Source organism: Segatella copri (assembly GCF_019249765.2).
In the GTDB taxonomy this organism is placed as follows: Bacteria; Bacteroidota; Bacteroidia; order Bacteroidales; family Bacteroidaceae; genus Prevotella; species Prevotella copri_K.
The window spans coordinates 1,906,793-1,927,719 of sequence record NZ_CP152484.1 but is presented as its reverse complement, the minus strand read 5'-3'; the positions used below and the strand labels follow the sequence as shown (position 1 = coordinate 1,927,719).

Genomic DNA, 20,927 nt, shown 5'->3' with positions numbered 1-20,927 from the left:
AGGCTCTTCAAGAATCTGAAAACATAAAAACAACCTAAAAAATAAGGTGAAATGTATAGCAATAAAGAAAACGTCAATATTTTGACAAGTTTACTGGTAGCGCATGGTGTTCGCCATGCTGTGGTGTGTCCGGGCAGCAGAAATGCAGCCATAGTTCACAATCTCAACGAGTGTGAAGACATCACTTGCTATCCTGTAACCGACGAACGTAGCGCCGGCTTCCAAGCTCTTGGACTTTCTATGGCTGAAGGTTATCAGCCTGTCGTAGTGTGTGTGACTTCGGGTTCTGCATTGCTCAATCTTTATCCAGCAGTAGCTGAGGCTTATTATCAGCAAATTCCGCTCATAGTGATTTCTGCCGACAGACCGGCACAGTGGATCAACCAGCTGGATGGTCAGACGCTTCCTCAGCCTGATGCTTTGGGGCAGATGGTAAGAAAAGCGGTATCTCTGCCAGAAGTGTTCGAAGGTGAGCAGCAGGAAGAGATGCATTGGTATTGCAACCGGCTGGTCAACGAAGCGCTGTTGAAAAGCATGGGGCGGGTAAAGGGACCTGTACACATCAATGTACCTATCTCTGAGCCTTTCTATTCGTTTACGAAAGAAGCTTTGCCCGTTGAGCGGAAGATAGAGGTTGCTTACTGCAGGGCAAATATTGACACATTTGAAGAGACCCCTTTTGAATGTGTATTAAAAGCCAAACGTCCATTGTTGGTAATAGGCCAGTTGGACAATACCGAAAAATATGTAGACTTGTTGGCTTATATTGACCGGATGCCTATATTATGGGAATCTCTGGCAATGCCACCTTATCTATATAAGGTTCAGGAAGAACTGGGAGAAGATTGGAATAAAACCACCTTGTATGGCGCTTTCGAGAATTTGCTGGATGAAATAAAGGACGATGAAAGATTCCGTCCTGACCTGGTGGTTTATATAGGTGGACATATTGTGAGCAAGAAGCTGAAATCTTATCTGCGTTCGCTTAAAGGAGTTGAGCAGATAAGAATCTCGCAAGAGGCTGATATCGAAGATACGTTCATGCATCTTACTAAAGTGATGGATTTGCCAAACAGTGATGCTATGTCATGGTTGGATAATTTTGGCTGGCACAACCACTGGGAGGATTATCGCAAATTGTGGATGGATGCGTTGGCTAAAAGCTATGAACGCAAAGAGAACTTCAAGCCTGAGTTCAGCAGTCTGGCTACCGTAAAGGAATTCTTCAGCCAGCTTCAGAAGGTTGAGCCTCAGGATTTCAAAGCGTTCACCTTAGGCGATAAAGATGCTCATGACGATGGTATCTATGACCGCAAATTCGATACTTTCCTTCCTGGTCTGATGAGCAGCGTCATCTCCGGCAACAGTTCTACCATCCGGTTGATGAATCTATATGCCGACCGCCATGTTTACTGCAATCGTGGTGTGAACGGTATAGAAGGTTCTCTTTCTACGGCTGTAGGTTTCTCGATGTGCAAGAACAAGTCTGATAAGCATGTATACTGCGTTCTCGGCGACCTGAGTTTCTTCTATGACCAGAATGCGCTCTGGAATAGAAATCTGAACGGCAAGCTCCGTATCATCGTGCTCAATAATGGTGGCGGTGCCATCTTTGGCAAGTTCCAGGGATTAAAGGAGAGTCAGGCTCGCGAAGAAATGGTAATGGCAAAGCATCATGCAACGGCTGAAGGAATCTGTAGTCAGAATGAGGTAAAATATCTCGCAGCTCATACGAAGGAAGAGATGGAACAAGGCATCAGCCAATTGATTCATGCCGAGAGCGAGCGCCCGATGCTCCTGGAGGTTTTCACCGATATGGATGTAGATAATGAGATGCTGGAAGCCATCCAGAAGTGCTGATAGAGGACCTGTAAGAAACTATAACTGATAGTTCTGTCAAAAGAATAAGATAAATAGTAATCATAAAGTTCAAAGTAAAATGAGAGAATGGAAAAAGATAGAAGGTTTTGATTTCAAGGAAATCATCTTCGAGGAGTATAATCATATCGCTAAGATTACCATCAACCGTGAGCGCTACCGTAATGCCTTCACGCCGTTGACCACTTGGGAGATGGCACAGGCATTCAACTATTGCCGCGACTGTCTGGATATCCGTGTGGTTATTCTGACGGGTGCCGGCGATAAGGCGTTCTGTGCAGGAGGTGACATGCATGTGAAGGGCCGAGGCGGTTATGTAGGTAATGACGGTGTACCTCGCCTGAATGTGCTCGATGTACAGATGCAGATTCGCCGTCTCCCAAAGCCGGTTATCGCTATGGTGAATGGTTATGCCATCGGTGGCGGTCATGTGCTTCATGTGATGTGCGACCTGACCATCGCTTCAGAGAATGCCATCTTCGGACAGACCGGTCCTAAGGTAGGAAGCTTCGATGCCGGTTTCGGTTCTTCTTATCTGGCAAGAATGGTGGGTCAGAAGAAGGCTCGTGAAATCTGGTTCCTCTGCAAGCAGTATTCTGCCAAGGAGGCTGAAGAGATGGGAATGGTTAATAAGGTAGTGCCTCTCGACCAGTTGGAAGATACCTGTGTAGAGTGGGCTGAAATCATGATGGAACGTTCGCCTCTGGCACTCCGTATGATCAAGGCTGGCTTGAATGCCGAACTGGATGGTCAGGCTGGTATTCAGGAGTTGGCTGGCGATGCCACGATGCTCTATTATACGATGGATGAGGCTCAGGAAGGTGGCAAGGCGTTCCTTGAGAAGCGCAAGCCTCGCTTCGAGGATTATCCTCAGTTCCCGTAATTTCATCAGCAATAAACAATAAAAAACCTCGGAAGAAAAGCAATCTGCCAATCTTCCGAGGTTTCTTGTTTTTTATTCGTGAGTAGCGAATCTCTGCTCTGCCAGTTTCTCGTATTTGGTGCCTGGCTTGCCATAGTTGGCATACGGCCAGATGCTGATGCCGCCACGAGGAGTAAAGATGCCTGTTACCTCAATATATTTAGGGTCCATCAGCTTGATGAGATCCTTCATGATGATGTTCACGCAGTCTTCATGGAAGTCGCCATGATTGCGGAAACTGAAGAGATAAAGTTTCAGACTCTTGCTCTCTACCATCTTTACGTCAGGAATATAGCTGATGCGAATCTCTGCGAAATCTGGCTGTCCCGTAATAGGGCAGAGCGATGTAAACTCAGGGCAGTTGAAACGTACCCAGTAATCATTGCCAGAATGCTTGTTCACGAAAGTTTCGAGCACCTCTGGCGCATAATCCATTCTATATGTAGTCTTGGCACCTAATGCCTGAAGACCGTCTTCTTTTCTATCCACGCTTGGTAATGTTTTAATGTTTGATATTTACTGATGTCTTTTAGCCGAGGCTGAAGATCTTGAATACATTGTAGGAGATGTTATTGTCGTATGCATCTTCGCCTTCATGCTTCTTCACGTATTTCACTACACGGATGGTCAGAGGCAGTACCACAATCTCGTAGGCAGTCTTCAGTATCACCTGCCAGATCATGAGCCAAGGCAATTCTGATGCAGGCACCACACCGCCCAGGGCAAGTGGGAAGAAGATAAGACTGTCGCAACTCTCACCGGCAATGGTACTGAGGATGGCACGGGCAGAGAAATGCTTGCCACCATCGCGGATTTTCATCACGCTCATTACATAAGCATTGGCAAACGAACCGATGATGAAGGCTACGAAAGAGGCTGCTGCAATGCGGGGTGCCAGACCGAAGATGGCATGAAAACCGGCATCGTTGGTCCAATAAGGTGCTGCAGGAATTACATCGCAGATAGCACCCAGTGCCACGAAGAAGAAGTTCATCGCAAAGCCGGTCCAGATCAACAGACGCGCTTTCTGATAGCCCCATACTTCACATACCACATCGTTGATGATGTAGCTTACAGGGAATACGATGAGTCCACCGGTAAGGGAAACTGGCCCGAAGGCGATTTGCTTTGTTTCGAGTACGTTTGCTGCAATCAGGCAAACGCAGAAGAGGATGCTGAAAAGCATAAACAGCACGCTCACTTGAGTTTTTTTCTTGTCCATTTTCTTGTTTTTTACGAGGTTTACCAAGCACTCGGGTTATTGAATATGATGATTCTTTTCAGAAATCGGCTGCAAAATTACAACTTTTCTTCCTAATAGCCAAATATTTGGGCAAAAAAATGGCTCCAAATACTAATCACTAGCACTTGAAGCCCTTATCTAACTAAAAACCTAAAACCTTTTTCTAAAAACTAAACCTAACAATCTTAACCTATGAGAAACTAACCTTTTCAGATTATATTGTGATAGCAAAATAACACTCTTGTTATCCGCTGTCATCTGTCATCATGCAACAGATATACCAAAAAGTAGTTTCGTGACAAGATGTCAGTGAATTTTTACTTTTCCATAAACTTCTTTGCAGCTCTTAACTGATGTCTCATCACACTCAGGAATTCCTGACTCTCCTGCAGTACGTTGAGATAAACCAGAGAAATCTGCATCAGCGTATTGTCAGTCATGTGCTGGATGCGGTCGATATGCTTCTTGCGGAGAACAGAGAGTTCGTCTTTGCAGGCATCTGCCTCGGCAAGAATCTCGCGATAGCTGTCATATCTGCCGGTCTCTATCAGTTCGCAGCTCATGCGCATCAGGTCGTTGATCTTCTGGCGTACAGGAGCAAACTCCTTGATGTATTCAGCAGGAAGCGGATTGAAGTTGTTGTCAACATGTTCCTTGATTGGTTCGAGCATACGGCGCAGAGAGTAGATAAACTGCTGGTTGCTGTTGGCACCCAGATGGAACCAGGTGTTGCGCTCGATGGCAATCTCGATAGGCGATTTCTTCAAACCGAGCATCTCCTGACGGCGGAACTTCTTCAGCATATCCTGCTCCTTCTTCAGATTCTTGTTGGCATGACGAAGGTCGCGGGTATTCTCGTTGGCAAGACCATCCATAATCTGGTTGAACTCGTTCAGGGCGAAGTGGCAGACGTAAGACTGGGTGCGTGAAACCTGACGGCGAAGCAAATCCCATACAATCTCCGGGTCGCGGGAACGCATCATCAGCTGGAATGTACTGCTCTTGCCCTCTTCCTTAGCCTTCTTGTTATACTTGATGTTGCTGCGGATGAGCAGGTAGATAACCAAGCCCATGAAGCAAGCCTGGATGCCCACACCACCGAAGTGCATGATGATACAAACAATGGCACAGGCTGCGAAAGCTACACCGGCTGTGATGAACCAACCACCGATTACACTCAATACACCTGTTACACGGAATACGGCACTCTCACGGCTCCATGCTCTATCAGCAAGTGAAGAACCCATAGCTACCATGAAGGTAACGTAGGTGGTAGAGAGAGGCAACTTCAGGTTGGTACCGATGGTGATCAGCATAGAAGCAAGTACCAGGTTTACGGCTGCACGAACCACGTCGAAAGCAGCACTCTCCTCGAGTTCAACATTATTCTTGTCGAAACGGCTGTTGATCCAGTTCATCAGCGCCTTTGGCATAAACTGCTTCAACCATGAATCTGTAGCCTGGCAGTTGCGTACAATCACGCGGGCTGCAGAAGAACTGCCGAACATCTCATCGCCCTCGTCCTGACGGCTCAAGTCAACAGAAGTCTTGATTACGTTCTGTGCCTTCTTGGATGTCGCCATGGCGATAATCATCACGGCACCGGCAACAAGCAGGAAGCCTGGAGTAGTCTTGGCACTCTCCATCAATGAAGTCATCATAAACTGGTCTGGCGCTGCACCGTTGGCATTTGCCATATAGTCCTGATAAGAAGAGAGACCAGCCAGAGGCACACCGATGAAGTTTACCAGGTCGTTACCGGCGAAAGCCATAGCCAGGGCGAAAGTACCCATCAGCACTGTAAACTTGAAGATGTTGACACGGCAGAGGTGCAGGAATTCCATCACAACAGCAGACACCACGAAGGTGATGCAGATGAGGAAACCGAGATTCTGGTCGATGTAATCGCGCACCTCAGCAGGCAGGTAAGGACTCTTGCCCAAACCCTTCATGAAGATGAAGTAAGAGAGGGCTGTAAAGGCGATACCGCCGAAGATGGCGATGCTGTAGCGTGAATGCTTGCGATAGTTGAAGGTGAAGACGATACGTGAAAGCCACATCACAAAGGCACCAAACACGAAGGCGATGATGACAGATGAAAAGATACCCATGATTACCTCCAACGCCTTGTTGCTGTTGAGCAATACGCCATAGTTGAGGCTGTCGTCTCCATACATCTTCAATGTAGCGAGGATGAAAGCACCACCCAGCAGCTCGAATACCAGAGAGACGGTAGTAGAGGTTGGCATACCTAAGGTGTTGAACACATCCAGGATGATGACATCAGTCACCATGACCGCCAGGAAGAGCGTCATCACTTCTTCGAAGGTGAAGTGGTCTGGACTCATGATACCATGTCGGGCTATATCCATCATTCCTGATGACATGATGGCTCCGAGAACCACACCGCAGGATGCGATAATCAGCACCGTGCGAAACTTAGCCACCTTAGCTCCGATGGCAGATTGCAGGAAGTTGACAGCATCGTTGCTGACTCCTACGAAGAGATCGAACACTGCCAGACAGAGCAGGAAGATCACAATACATAAATAAATTGTACCCATTATTATCTTAATGTTTATTGTTATTATTTACTTTGTGGGGGACATTTCTTTCCCTTATTTGCGGGAGTTATCCATTTTCTCCTTCTTTTCGGCTGCAAAAGTACGTAGGAAATGTTACAGGCTATTTAAACAGATGTTACATTCTTGTTAAAAACGATTTTTCTTCTGTTTTTCTGAAAGAAAGTAGTATCTTTGCAGTCAGAACGCCTATATATAATAAGGTGTAAAACATAACAAACATGAAAATGGATAGATTTAAAGATATCAGGGCGATAGCCTTCGATGCCGATGATACGCTCTGGGCATTACAAAACTATTTCGAGGACGTGGAGCATGAGTATTGCGAGTTGCTAGCAGAATATGGAAAGGAAAAGGATATTTCTGCTGCTCTCTTCGAGACGGAGAGTAAAAATATGGCTGATTTGGGTTATGGTTGCAAGGCTTTCACCATATCCCTGGTAGAGAATGCGGTGAAGGTGAGTCATGGTAAGGTGGAGGCGAATGTCATCGCCCAAATTGTGGACTTGGGTAAGAGTCTCCTGCATCTTGATGCCAAGCCTTTGGAAGGGGTAGAGAAAACCTTGGCTTGTTTCCGTGAGATGAAGAAATATAAGCTGGCAGTCTTCACCAAGGGTGAGTTGATGGATCAGGAGAATAAGTTGTGGCGTTCGGGTCTGCAGCGGTATTTTGATGTGGTGACTATCGTGAGCGACAAGACGCCCAAGGCTTATCATCGTCTCTGCAGGGAACTGGATGTAACTCCCGACGAGCTGGTGATGGTGGGCAACAGCTTCAAAAGCGATATTGCTCCGGCATTAAAAATCGGAGCTTCGGCTGTCCATATCCCTTTTCATACCACATGGGCGCATGAAAAGACAGAGGAATTTGAACATCCCAAGCTCCGTCGTATTTCAAGATTCGAGGAACTTCTCGATATCTTATAACTCGATATTTTATAAGGGTCTTAAAACCCTTATAAAATACTCATATAATACTTTTATTCTTCTCCTTCTTTATCTTTCAGTGATACCAAAGTCTCAACGAATGGACTGTGCCGAATGCCTCATCCTTCGGCACCTTCTTCAAGAAGCATACCGGATTATCGCCAAAGAATTACCGCATGGGGGCGGAGTAGCTTAATTTGTAAATGCTTTATACTTTTTTGCATGCGAAATTAAAATTTCTCCCCAAAAAATTGCTGGTTTCGAAAAATCTTCGTACCTTTACAACACTAGTACCCGCCAAGCCTCTCGACGATGCTCAAATGTACGGGTCGTTTTATTTTTTTATACATTTCCCTTGCTGAGATTCTCGTATTTTCAAACGATTCTTATTTCTTTGTGAATATTGAAAATATGGAAGGAAATGGTAATATGTTAATAATCAAGGAATTATGGATTTGTTGGTTAATAGCGCTAAAATAGGAATTCTATAGTTGTACGACTATAACCCCTATAGTTGTACAACTATAACTCTACAGTTGTACGACTATAGCCTATATAGTCGTACGACTACAACTTTATAGTTGTACAACTATAGGGTATTCGCTTAATTAGAAACAAAAAATAGAGAATTCGAGATGCCCAAAACTCCCTATTTTCGTTGCTAGATTCCAAGTTTACCAGTATACAAAATTTGGTTATAAATATTGACAGAAATACCCTTTTTGGCAGGGGAAGATTACTTCTGCTCTAAATGAAATAGGCTTCAATGGCGAATGAAGCCTATTTCAATCGCACATGAAGCCTGTTTCGATCGCACATGAAGCTTATTTCATTTTTACCTCCAATTATTTAGAATTCTGCATCAAACAAGACGCTGATTTTATAAGGTATGAAGAAAATCATCAAAGAACACGAGCATTTTGAAAAGTTCATGGGCTATAAAGCACCAGAATTCAAATCTGATTCCGGAGAATTCCATGTAATATTATGGAATCTCAACTATATTTCTAACAACAAAAATGAATATGCTATCGGGCGATTATGTCTATATCTCTTCATCGATAAATCGGATGATTTCATCTTGCTGGTCGGGATGATACCAGTGAATTTCTGCATCTCGCTTAAACCAGGTGAGCTGCTTGCGCATGTATTCACGGCTATGCGACTGTATCTGGCGGATGGCTTCATCCTTATCTATCTCGCCATCGAAATAGGCAAACATTTCCTTGTAGCCCACGGTTCTCAAGGCTGTGAGGCCCTTGTGTGGATATACGCTGCGTGCTTCTGCCTCCAGACCATCCTCCATCATCAGCAGCACACGCTGGTTGATGCGATCGTACAGTTCGGCACGGTCGCGGTTCAGGCCTATCTTGAGGATGCGGAAAGGGCGCTGCTTCTTTTCGGCTGTGCGGAAAGAAGTATAAGTCTTGCCGGTCTGATGGCAGATTTCTAGGGCATGAACCACGCGGCGTGGATTCTTCCTGTCTACTATCGCCCAGTGCTCCGGATCCATCTTGTGGAGTTCTTCTACCAGTGCCTCCAGCCCTTCCTCTTCCAGACGCTGTTTCATCCAAGTGCGGATGTCGTCACGAACTGTAGGGATGTCGTCGATTCCCTTGCATACAGCATCGATATACATCATGCTGCCGCCTGTAAGCAGCGCCACATCGTGATTCTTGAAGATGTCTTCCTGCAGGAGATTCATCACATCAGCCTCGTATTGGGCAGCGCTGTAATAATCTTCGATGTGGTGATTTCCTACGAAATAATGCTTCACCCGCTGCTGCTGTTCGGCAGTAGGGGCTGCGGTTCCTATAGGGAGTTCGGCGAAAATCTGGCGGGAGTCGGCATTGATGATAGGTATAGCGAGATGCTCTGCCAGTGAAAGGCAAAGCTCCGTTTTACCTACACCGGTAGGACCTAAGACCACAATCAATGTTTTCATATATCATTCTTTATATTCAAGAAAAAAGCATCCTTGCTCGTTTCATAAACCTATGCAAGGATGCTCTTTTTACCTTTTTACTTTTTTACCCTTTTACTTTTATCGGATAATGCCTCGCTGAGAACTCTCTACGAAGTCGATAATATACTGAATCTCCTTGGTAACCTCAAGATTCTTCTTGATTTCCTCAATACCTTCCTTCAAAATACCCTTGCTGTAGAGCAGGCGGTAAGCCTCGTGGATGTTCTGGATGGTCTCATTGCTGAAACCGCGACGGCGCAGACCGATGAGGTTGATGCTGCAGTAGCGGGTTGGCTCCTTGCCGGCAATGATGTAAGGAGGAATATCCTGAGAGAAACGGCAACCGCCCTGGATCATCACGTAACCTGCGATATGGCAGAACTGGTGAACGAGAACGTTGGCGCTGACGATGGCGTTGTCATCTACTACCACCTCACCGGCAAACTTGGTAGAGTTGCCGATAATCAAGCCGCTGCCGAGCACGCAGTCGTGAGCCACGTGAACGGTCTCCATCAGGAGGTTGTTGCTGCCTACTACGGTCTTGCCCTTAGAGGCTGTACCACGAGAGATAGTAACGTTCTCACGGATACTGTTGTTATCGCCAACCTCGCATGTTGTCTGCTCGCCCTTGAACTTCAAATCCTGAGGCTTGGTAGAGATGCTGGCACCAGGGAAGAACTCATTGTTGTTTCCGATGCGGGCACCTACATGGATGGTGACGCTGTTCTGTAATACGTTGTTATCGCCCAAAACGGTATCCTTATCAATATAGCAGAAAGGGCCGATGATGTTGTTATCACCGAGTTTTGCCTCTGGGTGAACGAACGCTAATGGACTAATCTGATTCATATTTCTATTTTATTATTACTTGTTCTTAACAATCTGTGCAGTGAAAGTAGCCTCTGCCACCACCTGGTCGCCTACGAACATATAGCCCTTCATAGAGCTGATGCCATGACGTACAGGTGCGAGGAGTTCTACACGGAAGAGGAGGGTATCGCCCGGAACCACCTTCTTGCGGAACTTCACATCATCGAGCTTCATGAAGTAAGTACTCCAGCGCTCAGGCTCCTCCAACTGGTTGAGGACGAGCAGACCGCCACACTGTGCCATAGCCTCTACCTGGAGAACACCCGGCATAACCGGCTCCTCAGGGAAGTGACCGGTGAAGAATGGCTCGTTGCTGGTTACATTCTTTACGCCCACGATGCTGTTAGGACCCATAGCGATGACCTTGTCGACCAGCTGCATAGGGTAGCGGTGAGGCAGGAGCTGACGGATGCGGATATTATCCATGATTGGCTCCTCGTTAGGATTGTAGATAGGAGCCTGAATCTCGTGCTTGCGAATCTCCTTGCGCATGAGGCGGGCGAACTTGTTGTTTACGGTATGACCAGGACGGGTAGCGATGATGCGGCCCTTGATAGGCTTGCCGATGAGTGCCATATCTCCGATGATGTCGAGCAGCTTATGACGTGTACACTCGTTCTCCCACTGCAATGGGCGGTGCTGGATGTAACCCAACTTGTTGGCATCCATGTGAGGCACCTTGAGATGGTCGGCGAGCTGGTCGAGCTGAGCCTGTTCTACCTGGCGCTCGTAGATAACGATGGCATTGTCCAGGTCACCACCCTTGATGAGGTTAGCCTGGAGCAGAGGCATGATATCGCGTACGAAAACGAAGGTACGGGCAGAAGCAATCTCCTCTGCGTATGTCTCCATCTTATCGAGGGTAGCAAACTGGCTGTTGATGAATTTGCTCTCGAAAGAACACATGGCTGTGATGCTGAAGTCCTCGTCTGGAAGAATGGTGATAACAGACCCGTTATTATCTTTCACCTCAATCTTATGACGGATGATGTAGTAATCTTTCTCTGCATTCTGTTCCTGGATGCCTACGCTCTGAATCTTCTCTACATAAGGAGCAGCAGAACCGTCGAGGATAGGGAACTCAGGACCATTTACCTGGATGAGACAGTTGTCGATGCCGAGGGCATAGAGTGCTGACATACCATGCTCGATGGTAGAAACGCGGATGTCACCCTTACCGAGTACGGTACCGCGCTGTGTTTCAACAACGTTTTCAGCTACAGCCTGGATGACAGGCTCGCCTTCAAGGTCGATGCGCTGTATTTTATAACCGGTGTTCTCTGGTGCTGGATTGAATGTTACGGTGAGGCTCAAGCCTGTATGCAAACCCTTTCCGCAAAGAGAGAAGCTACCTTTCAGTGTCTTCTGTTTTGACATAATTATATGATTTCTATTTATTTTTCTTTAATTCTTCAATCTGCTTCTTCAGGTCGTTGAGTTCCTTGTACATATCAGGCAGGCGACGGAAGATGGCCTGTGACTTGAAGTAAGCGCGCTGCTCCATAGGAGGAGTTCCGATGAGCTGCTGGCCGCTCTTGAGGCTGCCCGGAACACCACTCTGGGCACCGAGGAACACCTTGTCGCCGATAGTGATGTGGCCGGCAATACCCACCTGACCGCCAAACATACACCATTCGCCTACCTTTGTACTGCCTGCTACACCTACCTGAGAAGACATCACGGTGTTGGCGCCGATGTCGGTATTGTGGGCAATCTGTACGAGGTTGTCGAGCTTTACGCCCTTGCGAACATAGGTAGAACCCATTGTAGAACGGTCTACACAAGTGTTGGCACCAATCTCTACATCGTCTTCGATGGTAACGATACCAATTTGTGGAATCTTGTCGTAACCTTCAGGACCTGGAGCGAATCCGAATCCGTCGGCACCGATTACACAACCAGCATGAAGCGTAACGTTATTGCCTAATTTACAGCCGTGATATACGGTAACGTTCGGATAGATGAGTGCATTCTTACCAATCTTCACACCCTCTCCGATGTAGGCATGAGGATAAATCTGGCTACCTTCGCCTACCTCTGCACCCTCGCTGATATATGCGAAAGCACCTACATATACGCCTTCTGCCACCTTAGCCTTTGGAGATACGAAAGCCAGCGGATCGATGCCGGTCTTCTTAGGCTTCATGGATTCGTACATCTGCAGGAGCTTAGCCACACACTCGTATGCATTCTTCACACGGATGAGGGTTGTGCTGACAGGGTGTTCCAATTCTACGGTTTCATCAATGAGTACGATGCTTGACTTGGTTTCGTAAACATAATGAGTGTATTTAGGGTTAGAAAGGAACGAGATAGCGCCTTCCTTACCTTCTTCGATTTTTGCGAAGGTGTTGACTGTTGCGTTCTCATCACCTTCCACACGGCCCTGAACGAACTGGGCTATTTGTTGAGCGGTAAATTCCATAATTTATCTGACTTCTAGTTTGTTTTATTTAGGTTCCCAAGGCATCATTACCTTTAGGTAACCGCAATTTGTTTGCAAAAATAGCAAAAAAGATTTAGATTCTCGACTTTATTTTGTAATATTTTGCTTTTTCGCCCCATAAAAAGGTATTTTTTAGGCGCAAAGCCTCTTTTTCAAGATACTTTGCGCCTAAATCGAGTTTTTATAACTTAGCAAGTTCTGCTGCCATTTCTGCCTGCAACTCCTTAGTTTTCTGACCTGCTACCTCAGCAAAGTCATCGCCGTTGCTGGCATAGATGATGCCGCGGGAAGAGTTGACGAGCAAGCCGCAGTCCTTGATGATGCCATACTTGCAAACCTCCTGCAGGCTGCCACCCTGTGCACCTACGCCCGGTACGAGGAGGAAGTGGTTAGGAGCCACCTTGCGGATGTCTTCGAACATCTTGCCCTGTGTAGCGCCTACTACATACATCATGTTCTCATCGTTGCCCCATTCCTGGCTCTTCTTCAGAACCTTTTCGAAGAGGCGCTCGCCCTCCTTATCCGCGGTGAGCTGGAAGTCGTGGCTACCCTTGTTGCTGGTCAGCGCCAGGAGGATAACCCACTTGCCTTCATACTCGAGGAATGGCTTGACTGAATCCTCACCCATATAAGGTGCTACGGTTACTGAGTCGATATTGTACTCCTCGAAGAATGTCTGGGCATACATCTTGCTGGTGTTGCCGATATCGCCGCGCTTGGCATCTGCGATGATGAAGTGGTTAGGATAGTGGCTGTGGAGATACTTGATGGTGTTTTCGAAGGCAATCATGCCATCGATGCCGCGGCTCTCATAGAAAGCCAGGTTTGGCTTGTAAGCCACACAGTATGGGGCTGTTGCGTCGATGATAGCCTTGTTGAATCTGAATATCATTTCGGCTTCTGCGCCCTGGATGTCTTCACTCTCGGTGATGCACTTAGGCAACTTGTTGATATCTGTGTCAAGACCTACGCACAAGAAACTCTTCTTGGCGAAAATCTGCTCTACGAGTTCTTTTCTGTTCATTTCTTTAAATTATTTGGGGGGCAAATGTTTGCTCCACACGCGTTTATAATTCTGTTTCTTTCAGCTTCTCTGCGTTCTCGGCTACGGTCAGGGCATCAATCATGTCCTGAATATCACCTGCCAGGAAACCGTTGAGATCGTGAGTGGTGTAACCGATACGGTGGTCGGTAACACGGCCCTGCGGGAAGTTGTAGGTACGGATCTTCGCACTGCGGTCGCCGGTAGAAACGAGGCTCTTGCGGCGGCTGGCGATATCGTCAACATACTTCTGGTGCTCACGGTCGTGGATGAATGTATAGAGGCGGCTCAAGGCACGCTCCTTGTTCTTTGGCTGGTCACGGGTTTCGGTACACTCGATGAGGATTTCCTCTACCTCGCCTGTGTTAGGGTTTTTCCAAGGGTAGCGGAGACGTACACCAGACTCCACCTTGTTCACGTTCTGACCACCGGCACCTGAACTTCGGAAGGTATCCCACTTGATGTCTCCTTCGTTGATGTTCACCTCAAACTTGTCTGCCTCTGGCAATACGGCCACGGTAGCAGCTGAGGTATGCATACGGCCCTGTGTTTCAGTAGCAGGCACACGCTGAACACGGTGAACACCTGATTCGTACTTCAATGTACCGTAAACGTCAGTACCGCTTACAGCGAAGTCGATTTCCTTGTATCCACCTACTGCGCCTTCAGAAACAGAAGTCACGCTGACGGTCCATCCCTTCGATTCGCAGAATTTCTTATACATATTAAATAGGTCGCCTGCAAAGAGGGCAGCCTCGTCGCCTCCGGCACCGCCTCGGATTTCCATCTGTACGTTCTTGGCGTCTTCTGGGTCCTTAGGTACCAGCGCAATCTTGATTTCTTCTTCGAGTTTAGGCTGCAGCGCCTCGTTCTCGTTGAGTTCTTCGCGAGCCATCTCCTTCATTTCCGGATCGCTCTCGTTGGCAAGGATGTCCTTTGCCTCCTTGATGCTATTCAGGCAGTTGATGTATCGCTTGCGTGCGTCCATGATGTCACCCAGGTCTTTCCATTCCTTGGTGAGCTTCACGTAGCGTGGCTGGTCGGCGATGACATCTGGGTCGGTAATGAGGGTGCTTACTTCCTCGTATCGGCTCTCTAAGCCTTCTAGCTTCTGTAATATGTTGTTATTATCCATTGATTTTAATGTTGAATGTTGAGTGTTGAATGTTGAGTTTACACTAACATTGTTTTTAGTATTCGAATGTTCCGAATTCGCTCTTGATGGTCAGGCTGCGCTTGCCTTCTTCGATGTGACCCACAATCTGGGCATCGATGTTGAAGCTCTTGCTGATGGCGATAACCTTCTCGGCAACCTCAGGACGTACGTAGATCTCCATGCGGTGACCCATGTTGAATACCTGATACATTTCCTTCCAGTCGGTCTCTGAGCAGTCGTGGATCGCCTTGAAGAGTGGAGGCACTGGGAACATGTTGTCCTTCACTACCTTGCAGTTCTCGCCTACGAAGTGAAGAACCTTGGTCTGGGCACCACCGGTGCAGTGAACCATACCGTGAACCTCTGGGCGGAGCTCATCGAGAATCTTCTTGATGACAGGAGCGTAGGTACGGGTAGGAGAGAGTACCAGTTCTCCGGCATTGATAGGTGAACCCTCTACCTCATCAGTCAACTTATACTTACCGCTGTAAACCAACTCCTCTGGCACGGCGTGGTCGTAGCTCTCAGGATAGTTCTCTGCGAGATACTTGGCGAATACATCGTGGCGGGCAGAAGTCAAACCGTTGCTGCCCATACCGCCGTTGTACTTCTTCTCGTAAGTAGCCTGACCTGTAGAAGAAAGACCTACGATGACATCGCCTGGACGGATGTTGGCGTTGTTGATGACGTCGCTGCGCTTCATGCGGCAGGTAACGGTAGAGTCAACGATGATAGTACGAACCAGGTCGCCTACATCGGCAGTCTCACCGCCTGTAGGATAGATGCCGATACCCATCTCGCGCATCTCGTGGAGCAGGTCGTCAGTACCGTTGATGATAGCTGAGATTACCTCGCCTGGGATGAGCATCTTGTTGCGTCCGATGGTAGAGCTTACGAGGATGTTGTCTACGGCGCCTACGCAGAGCAGGTCGTCGGTATTCATCACGATAGCATCTTGAGCGATACCTTTCCATACAGAGAGGTCGCCCGTCTCCTTCCAGTACATGTAGGCCAAGCTCGACTTGGTACCTGCACCGTCGGCATGCATAATGTTACAATACTCTGGGTCGCCGCCCAAGATATCAGGTATGATCTTACAGAAAGCCTGTGGGAAGATACCCTTGTCGATGTTCTTGATAGCGTTGTGAACATCTTCCTTTGCTGCGCTAACACCGCGCATCATATATCTATTGTTACTCATATTCTTACTTTGAACTTTGATCTTTGAACTTTATGATATGCTTATTTTTCCTGGTGCCAGAAATCCCATGATGCAAAGGCTTGCAACAAGAGCATTTCTAAGCCATTCTTTACTGTGGCTCCATGTTCTTTGCCCTTCTTCATGAAGAGGGTTTCGTCGGGATTGTAGATGAGGTCGTAGAGCAGGGTGTGGCTGTCCATTGCCTCGTAAGGCAGCGCAGGACACTCGTCTACGTGTGGGTACATGCCCACTGGGGTACAGTTTACGATGACGTTATACTCCTTGATAACCTCAGGGGTGATTTTTTCGTACTGGATTGTACCCGGACGCTCGTATCGACTCACGAAGGCTGTTTCCAGTCCGAGCGATTTCAGACCGAAGTTGATAGCCTTTGAAGCTCCGCCTGTACCCAGGATGAGAGCCTTCTTGTGATAAGGCTCGATATAAGGTTCGATGCTCTTGGTAAAACCGATTACATCGCTGTTATATCCTTTCAGATAAACATCTTCGCCTCTGTGCTCCACCTTGATCACGTTGACGGCTCCGATAGCATTCGCCTCAGGGCTTACCACGTCGAGATAGCTGATCACTTTCTCCTTATAAGGTATTGTGACGTTGAGACCCTTTAGTTCAGGATTTGAGTCGAGAATCTCGGTAAGATTTTCGATAGAAGGTATCTCGAAGTTGATGTATTGGGCATCGATGCCCTCGTTCTCAAACTTTTCGTTGAAATAGTTTTTTGAGAACGAATGCCCTAGAGGGTAACCTATGAGTCCATACTTGTCCATAATATTTTTATTTTATTTGGTTGCAAAATAGAGTGTGCAGATGCCGAAGGTGAGTCGCTTGAACTCTGCCTTTGCGAATCCTGCCTTTTTGAACACCTCCATCATGACCTCGCCCTGAGGGAATGCCTCGATGGTCTTGTTGAGATAACTGTAGGCGCTTTGGTCTTTGCTGATGAGTTTGCCATACATCGGCAAGACAGTGTTGCTGTAGATGCTGAACAGCTGCTTCATCGGGAAACTGACCGGCGTGGTGAGTTCTACGATGCAGAGATGTCCGCCTTTTTTCAGTACCCGGCACATTTCCTTCAGTCCCTGATCCAGGTTCTGGAAGTTCCTGATACCGAAGGCTGCGGTTACAGCGTCGAAGCTCTCGTCCTGGAACGAGAGGTTGAGGCAGTCTTCCTTGGCAAAGGAGATGGTGTTTTCCAGTCCCAGCTGCTTTACCTTCTGTCTGCCTATCTCCATCATGCCTTCCGAGATGTCTGCTCCGATCAGCTGGTCGGGATGTAGCATCTGTGCGGCTAGGATGGCGAAATCGCCGGTACCGGTAGCGATGTCGAGCATCTTTTTAGGAGAGAAGGGCGCAAGACGCCTGATTGCCTTCTTGCGCCATCCCTTATCGATATCCCACGAGAGACGGTGGTTCAGGGTATCGTAGGTAGGGGCGATGTTGTCGAACATCTCCTCTACCAGCTTGCCCTTGTCTCCTGTGCCCTCGTAGGGCTTTATCTGTTCTTGCTTATACATTTATATATAGTTTACTTGTGTGCAGCAAGCCACTCGCTTACGTTCTTCTCGATGCGGGCAGCGATGTCGCCTTCCTCTGCAGCCTTGTCAAACTTCTCGCCGGTGATGTGCTCGTAGAGTTCGATGTAGCGGTCGGATACGCTCTCTGCATACTCGTCGGTAATCTCTGGCATGGTCTGGCCTGGCTCGTTCATGAAGTTGTGCTCGATGAGCCACTGGCGAACGAACTCCTTAGAGAGCTGGCGCTGTGGTTCACCCTTCTCAAACTTCTCCTCGTAACCATCTGCATAGAAGTAGCGGCTAGAGTCTGGAGTGTGGATCTCATCGATGAGATAAACCTTGCCGTCGCGCTTGCCGAACTCGTACTTGGTATCTACGAGGATCAAGCCCTGCTTGGCAGCGATTTCCTGACCACGGGCGAAGATGCGGCGTGTGTAGTCCTCCATCACAGCGTAATCCTCTGCACTAACAATACCCTGGGCGATAATTTCTTCCTTAGAGATATTCATGTCGTGACCTTCGTCAGCCTTTGTAGTAGGAGTAATGATAGGCTCTGGGAAACGCTGGTTCTCGCGCATACCGTCTGGCAACTTCACACCGCAGATCTCGCGGCAGCCCTTCTGATACTCGCGCCATGCACTACCGGTGAGGATAGAACGGATGATCATCTCCACGCGGAAACCTTCGCACTTCAAACCTACGGTAACCATTGGGTCTGGAGTAGCCAACTTCCAGTTTGGACAGATGTCTGTAGTTGTGTCCAGGAACTTAGCTGCAATCTGATTGAGCACCTGTCCTTTGAAAGGGATACCCTTAGGCAGAACAACGTCGAACGCTGAGATTCTGTCGGTAGCGACCATCACGAGGAGGTCGTCGTTAATGTCATACACATCACGTACTTTACCGTGGTAAACACTCTTCTGTCCATCAAAATGGAAATCTGTCTTTGTTAATGCTTTCATTTTACTTTGAACTTTGAATTTTGAACTTTGAACTTTATGATATGCCTTGAGTAATCATTCTGTTCATTCTTAATTCTTATTATTTTGAATTATCTTTTTCTGCTTTCTGAGCTTCCCGTGCTTCCGCTTTCTCCTTGTCATACTTGTCGTATGCGTTGACGATGCGGGTTACGAGTTTGTGGCGCACGATATCCTTCTGTCCCAGCTTCACCACTCCGATGCCTTCCACGCCGTCCAGAATCTTGAGCGCCTCCTTCAGTCCGCTTCGCTGTTCGCGTGGCAGGTCAATCTGTGTCAGGTCGCCGGTGATAATCATCTTGGTGTTCATGCCCATACGGGTTAGGAACATGCGAATCTGTTGGGAGGTTGTGTTCTGCGCCTCGTCGAGGATGACGACGGCATCGCTGAGTGTGCGTCCGCGCATAAAGGCGAGCGGAGCAATCTGGATAATGTGCTTTTCCATCATATCCTGCAGCTTTACGGCAGGTATCATGTCTTCCAGCGCATCGTAGAGCGGCTGGAGGTATGGGTCAATTTTGTCTTTCATATCGCCAGGCAGGAAACCGAGTTTTTCGCCGGCTTCTACGGCTGGTCGTGAGAGGATAATTTTCTTGATGGCTTTCTCCTTGAGGGCCTTTACGGCAAGGGCGATGCTGAGATAGGTCTTGCCGGTACCGGCTGGTCCCACGGCAAATACCATGTCGTTCTTCTCGTAAGCATCTATCAGCTGCTGCTGGTTTTCGCTGCGGCTCTTGATAGGTCGGCCGCTGATGCTATATACCAGCACGCCTTTTACGCTGTCCGCCTTGGTCTGTTTTCCTTTCACGATGTCCAGGATGTCTTCATCATTGAGCATGTTGTATTTAAGCAAGTGCTTGCGCATCTGCTCAATATCCTCTTCCACCTTTGCCATTTCCTCTTCGTCGCCGAGCACACGAATCACGTTGTCGCGTGCTACGATACGCAACTTAGGATACAGCGATTTAATCATCTGCAGGTGGGCATTGTTCACACCGTAGAACATCACTGGATCGATATCTTCGAGTACAATATGTTTCTCTATCAAAATGTCTTAATTCTATAAAGTTTAAACTATCCTATCTAATATTTTGTTATATAACGCTGCAAAATTACTACTTTTCCATGAAATGAGCAAATTTCGGCGAATAAAACATTCTTTAAATATTAAAAAAGCTATTTTTTCGAGAGATTTTGTTACCTTTGCAGCTAAATTTGGCGATGCGGTTCCCGTTTTGCCTGAAGAATATAGAATATTATTTCGTGAAAATAAGATAATTATGAAGATTAGTAAGAATAGATATTTACAGGGTTTTGGTATTGTGGTTTTGCTTCTGGCGCTGGTAAGAGTCATCTTCCCGGGAGTAGCAAAACCGAAGGTTGCGGCTGCTGGTGCGGCTGATTCTACGCTCGTGGCAGCGAAGGATTCGGCTGCTTCTGATGCTTCTTCTGCTGAGATTTCTAATGCATCGGCTGATGCTGAAGGGAATGTGGCTGAGGACCTGAAGAAGGATGAACTCTCTGTTATGCCTGATACGGCACAGAGCGGAAAGCCTTCTATCTTCTTCGACAAGGATGGCAAGGAGGTGAAGCATCGCATCTTCTCGGTGCCTCATTTCGGCAATACTTTCCCCGACCAGCAGGATGTGCAGATTCTGGCGGCTACTAAGCATGGTGTGAAACCGGTACAGAACCGTCTGGAGGCGGAGAACAGCAAGGGCAAGCTGGTGTATGTGGGCAGCAATCCTTTCTTTTATGTCGACAAGCTGAACAACAGTATTCCTTACCTGGTGCCTCGCGCCTCTGTGCTGCTCCAGGATATCGGCCGTGCCTATTTTGATTCGCTGCAGATCAAGGGCATTCCGCTGCATAAGATTATCGTAACGAGCATTCTGCGCACCAAGGATGATGTGGCGAAACTGCGTACCCGAAACGGCAATGCTACTGAGAATTCGTGCCATCTTTATGGTACTACCTTCGATATCTGCTACAACCGCTACAAGCAGATTCAGACCCGTGAACAGCCTCGCCGACAGGTGCAGAATGATACCCTGAAATGGGTGTTCTCCGAGGTGCTCCGCGATTTCCGCAACAAGAACCGCTGCTATATTAAATATGAGGTGAATCAGGGCTGCTTCCATATCACCGTGAAGTAATCTGGTTGTTCCCGGCACGCCCTT

General features: G+C 47.6%; 18 protein-coding genes. 4 read left to right on the top strand and 14 right to left on the bottom strand.

All coding sequences use genetic code 11. From position 1 onward, the window contains the following. The first annotated feature begins 51 nt into the window (after nt 1-51). Together menD and menB are read left to right on the top strand one after the other, a co-directional pair. The gene (menD, locus tag KUA46_RS08505) at nt 52-1,860 is read left to right on the top strand and encodes a 2-succinyl-5-enolpyruvyl-6-hydroxy-3-cyclohexene-1-carboxylic-acid synthase (RefSeq protein WP_218486855.1); all 1,809 of its coding nucleotides are present in this window, start codon (nt 52-54) and stop codon (nt 1,858-1,860) included. A gap of 79 nt (nt 1,861-1,939) precedes the next feature. Then, on the top strand, nt 1,940-2,761 hold the full coding sequence (gene menB / locus KUA46_RS08500) for a 1,4-dihydroxy-2-naphthoyl-CoA synthase (protein ID WP_089545278.1): 822 nt from the start codon (nt 1,940-1,942) through the stop codon (nt 2,759-2,761). 72 nt (nt 2,762-2,833) lie between these two features. On the opposite strand, the gene queF is transcribed toward menB, so the two are convergent. The 3 genes from queF to KUA46_RS08485 all read right to left on the bottom strand — a co-directional run bounded on the left by queF (nt 2,834) and on the right by KUA46_RS08485 (nt 6,607). After that, nucleotides 2,834-3,289 (bottom strand): preQ(1) synthase, encoded by a 456-nt coding sequence (gene queF / locus KUA46_RS08495; RefSeq protein ID WP_218434424.1) that lies wholly within the window; start codon nt 3,287-3,289, stop codon nt 2,834-2,836. A gap of 40 nt (nt 3,290-3,329) precedes the next feature. Next, nucleotides 3,330-4,022, bottom strand: coding sequence for a queuosine precursor transporter (locus tag KUA46_RS08490; RefSeq protein WP_217745726.1), 693 nt, complete (start codon nt 4,020-4,022; stop codon nt 3,330-3,332). A gap of 338 nt (nt 4,023-4,360) precedes the next feature. Further along, the gene (locus tag KUA46_RS08485) at nt 4,361-6,607 is read right to left on the bottom strand and encodes an inorganic phosphate transporter (protein WP_218486854.1); all 2,247 of its coding nucleotides are present in this window, start codon (nt 6,605-6,607) and stop codon (nt 4,361-4,363) included. Nucleotides 6,608-6,852: 245 nt separating this feature from the next. On the opposite strand from KUA46_RS08485, the gene KUA46_RS08480 reads away from it, so the two are divergent. Then, entirely contained in the window at nt 6,853-7,551 is a 699-nt protein-coding gene (locus tag KUA46_RS08480) for an HAD family hydrolase (RefSeq protein ID WP_153093318.1), read from the top strand. A 1,045-nt stretch (nt 7,552-8,596) separates the two neighbouring features. Here KUA46_RS08480 and miaA read toward each other — a convergent pair. The 11 genes from miaA to KUA46_RS08425 all read right to left on the bottom strand — a co-directional run bounded on the left by miaA (nt 8,597) and on the right by KUA46_RS08425 (nt 19,795). Then, nucleotides 8,597-9,496, bottom strand: a complete 900-nt coding sequence (miaA, locus tag KUA46_RS08475) for a tRNA (adenosine(37)-N6)-dimethylallyltransferase MiaA (protein WP_218486853.1) — start codon at nt 9,494-9,496, stop codon at nt 8,597-8,599. A gap of 99 nt (nt 9,497-9,595) precedes the next feature. Then, nucleotides 9,596-10,366, bottom strand: coding sequence for an acyl-ACP--UDP-N-acetylglucosamine O-acyltransferase (gene lpxA / locus KUA46_RS08470; RefSeq protein ID WP_022120462.1), 771 nt, complete (start codon nt 10,364-10,366; stop codon nt 9,596-9,598). A gap of 15 nt (nt 10,367-10,381) precedes the next feature. Beyond that, on the bottom strand, nt 10,382-11,764 hold the full coding sequence (locus tag KUA46_RS08465; protein WP_153080826.1) for a bifunctional UDP-3-O-[3-hydroxymyristoyl] N-acetylglucosamine deacetylase/3-hydroxyacyl-ACP dehydratase: 1,383 nt from the start codon (nt 11,762-11,764) through the stop codon (nt 10,382-10,384). A 13-nt stretch (nt 11,765-11,777) separates the two neighbouring features. Further along, nucleotides 11,778-12,812 (bottom strand): UDP-3-O-(3-hydroxymyristoyl)glucosamine N-acyltransferase, encoded by a 1,035-nt coding sequence (gene lpxD / locus KUA46_RS08460; protein ID WP_218486852.1) that lies wholly within the window; start codon nt 12,810-12,812, stop codon nt 11,778-11,780. A 202-nt stretch (nt 12,813-13,014) separates the two neighbouring features. Continuing rightward, a complete protein-coding gene (gene pyrF / locus KUA46_RS08455; RefSeq protein WP_218486851.1) occupies nt 13,015-13,857 on the bottom strand; it encodes an orotidine-5'-phosphate decarboxylase in 843 nt (280 codons plus the stop codon). 43 nt (nt 13,858-13,900) lie between these two features. Next, on the bottom strand, nt 13,901-15,010 hold the full coding sequence (gene prfA, locus KUA46_RS08450; RefSeq protein WP_117691596.1) for a peptide chain release factor 1: 1,110 nt from the start codon (nt 15,008-15,010) through the stop codon (nt 13,901-13,903). Between the two features lie 55 nt (nt 15,011-15,065). Then, complete coding sequence (locus tag KUA46_RS08445) at nt 15,066-16,214, bottom strand: AIR synthase-related protein (RefSeq protein ID WP_118078683.1); 1,149 nt, start codon at nt 16,212-16,214, stop codon at nt 15,066-15,068. 59 nt (nt 16,215-16,273) lie between these two features. Continuing rightward, the gene (locus tag KUA46_RS08440) at nt 16,274-17,020 is read right to left on the bottom strand and encodes a shikimate dehydrogenase family protein (protein WP_006847236.1); all 747 of its coding nucleotides are present in this window, start codon (nt 17,018-17,020) and stop codon (nt 16,274-16,276) included. Between the two features lie 12 nt (nt 17,021-17,032). Further along, entirely contained in the window at nt 17,033-17,767 is a 735-nt protein-coding gene (gene ubiE / locus KUA46_RS08435; protein ID WP_006847237.1) for a bifunctional demethylmenaquinone methyltransferase/2-methoxy-6-polyprenyl-1,4-benzoquinol methylase UbiE, read from the bottom strand. Nucleotides 17,768-17,778: 11 nt separating this feature from the next. Then, nucleotides 17,779-18,729, bottom strand: coding sequence for a phosphoribosylaminoimidazolesuccinocarboxamide synthase (locus KUA46_RS08430; RefSeq protein WP_006847238.1), 951 nt, complete (start codon nt 18,727-18,729; stop codon nt 17,779-17,781). 79 nt (nt 18,730-18,808) lie between these two features. Next, nucleotides 18,809-19,795 (bottom strand): PhoH family protein, encoded by a 987-nt coding sequence (locus tag KUA46_RS08425; RefSeq protein WP_218486850.1) that lies wholly within the window; start codon nt 19,793-19,795, stop codon nt 18,809-18,811. Nucleotides 19,796-20,027: 232 nt separating this feature from the next. On the opposite strand from KUA46_RS08425, the gene KUA46_RS08420 reads away from it, so the two are divergent. After that, a complete protein-coding gene (locus tag KUA46_RS08420; RefSeq protein ID WP_218486849.1) occupies nt 20,028-20,903 on the top strand; it encodes a DUF5715 family protein in 876 nt (291 codons plus the stop codon). Nucleotides 20,904-20,927 lie beyond the last annotated feature (24 nt).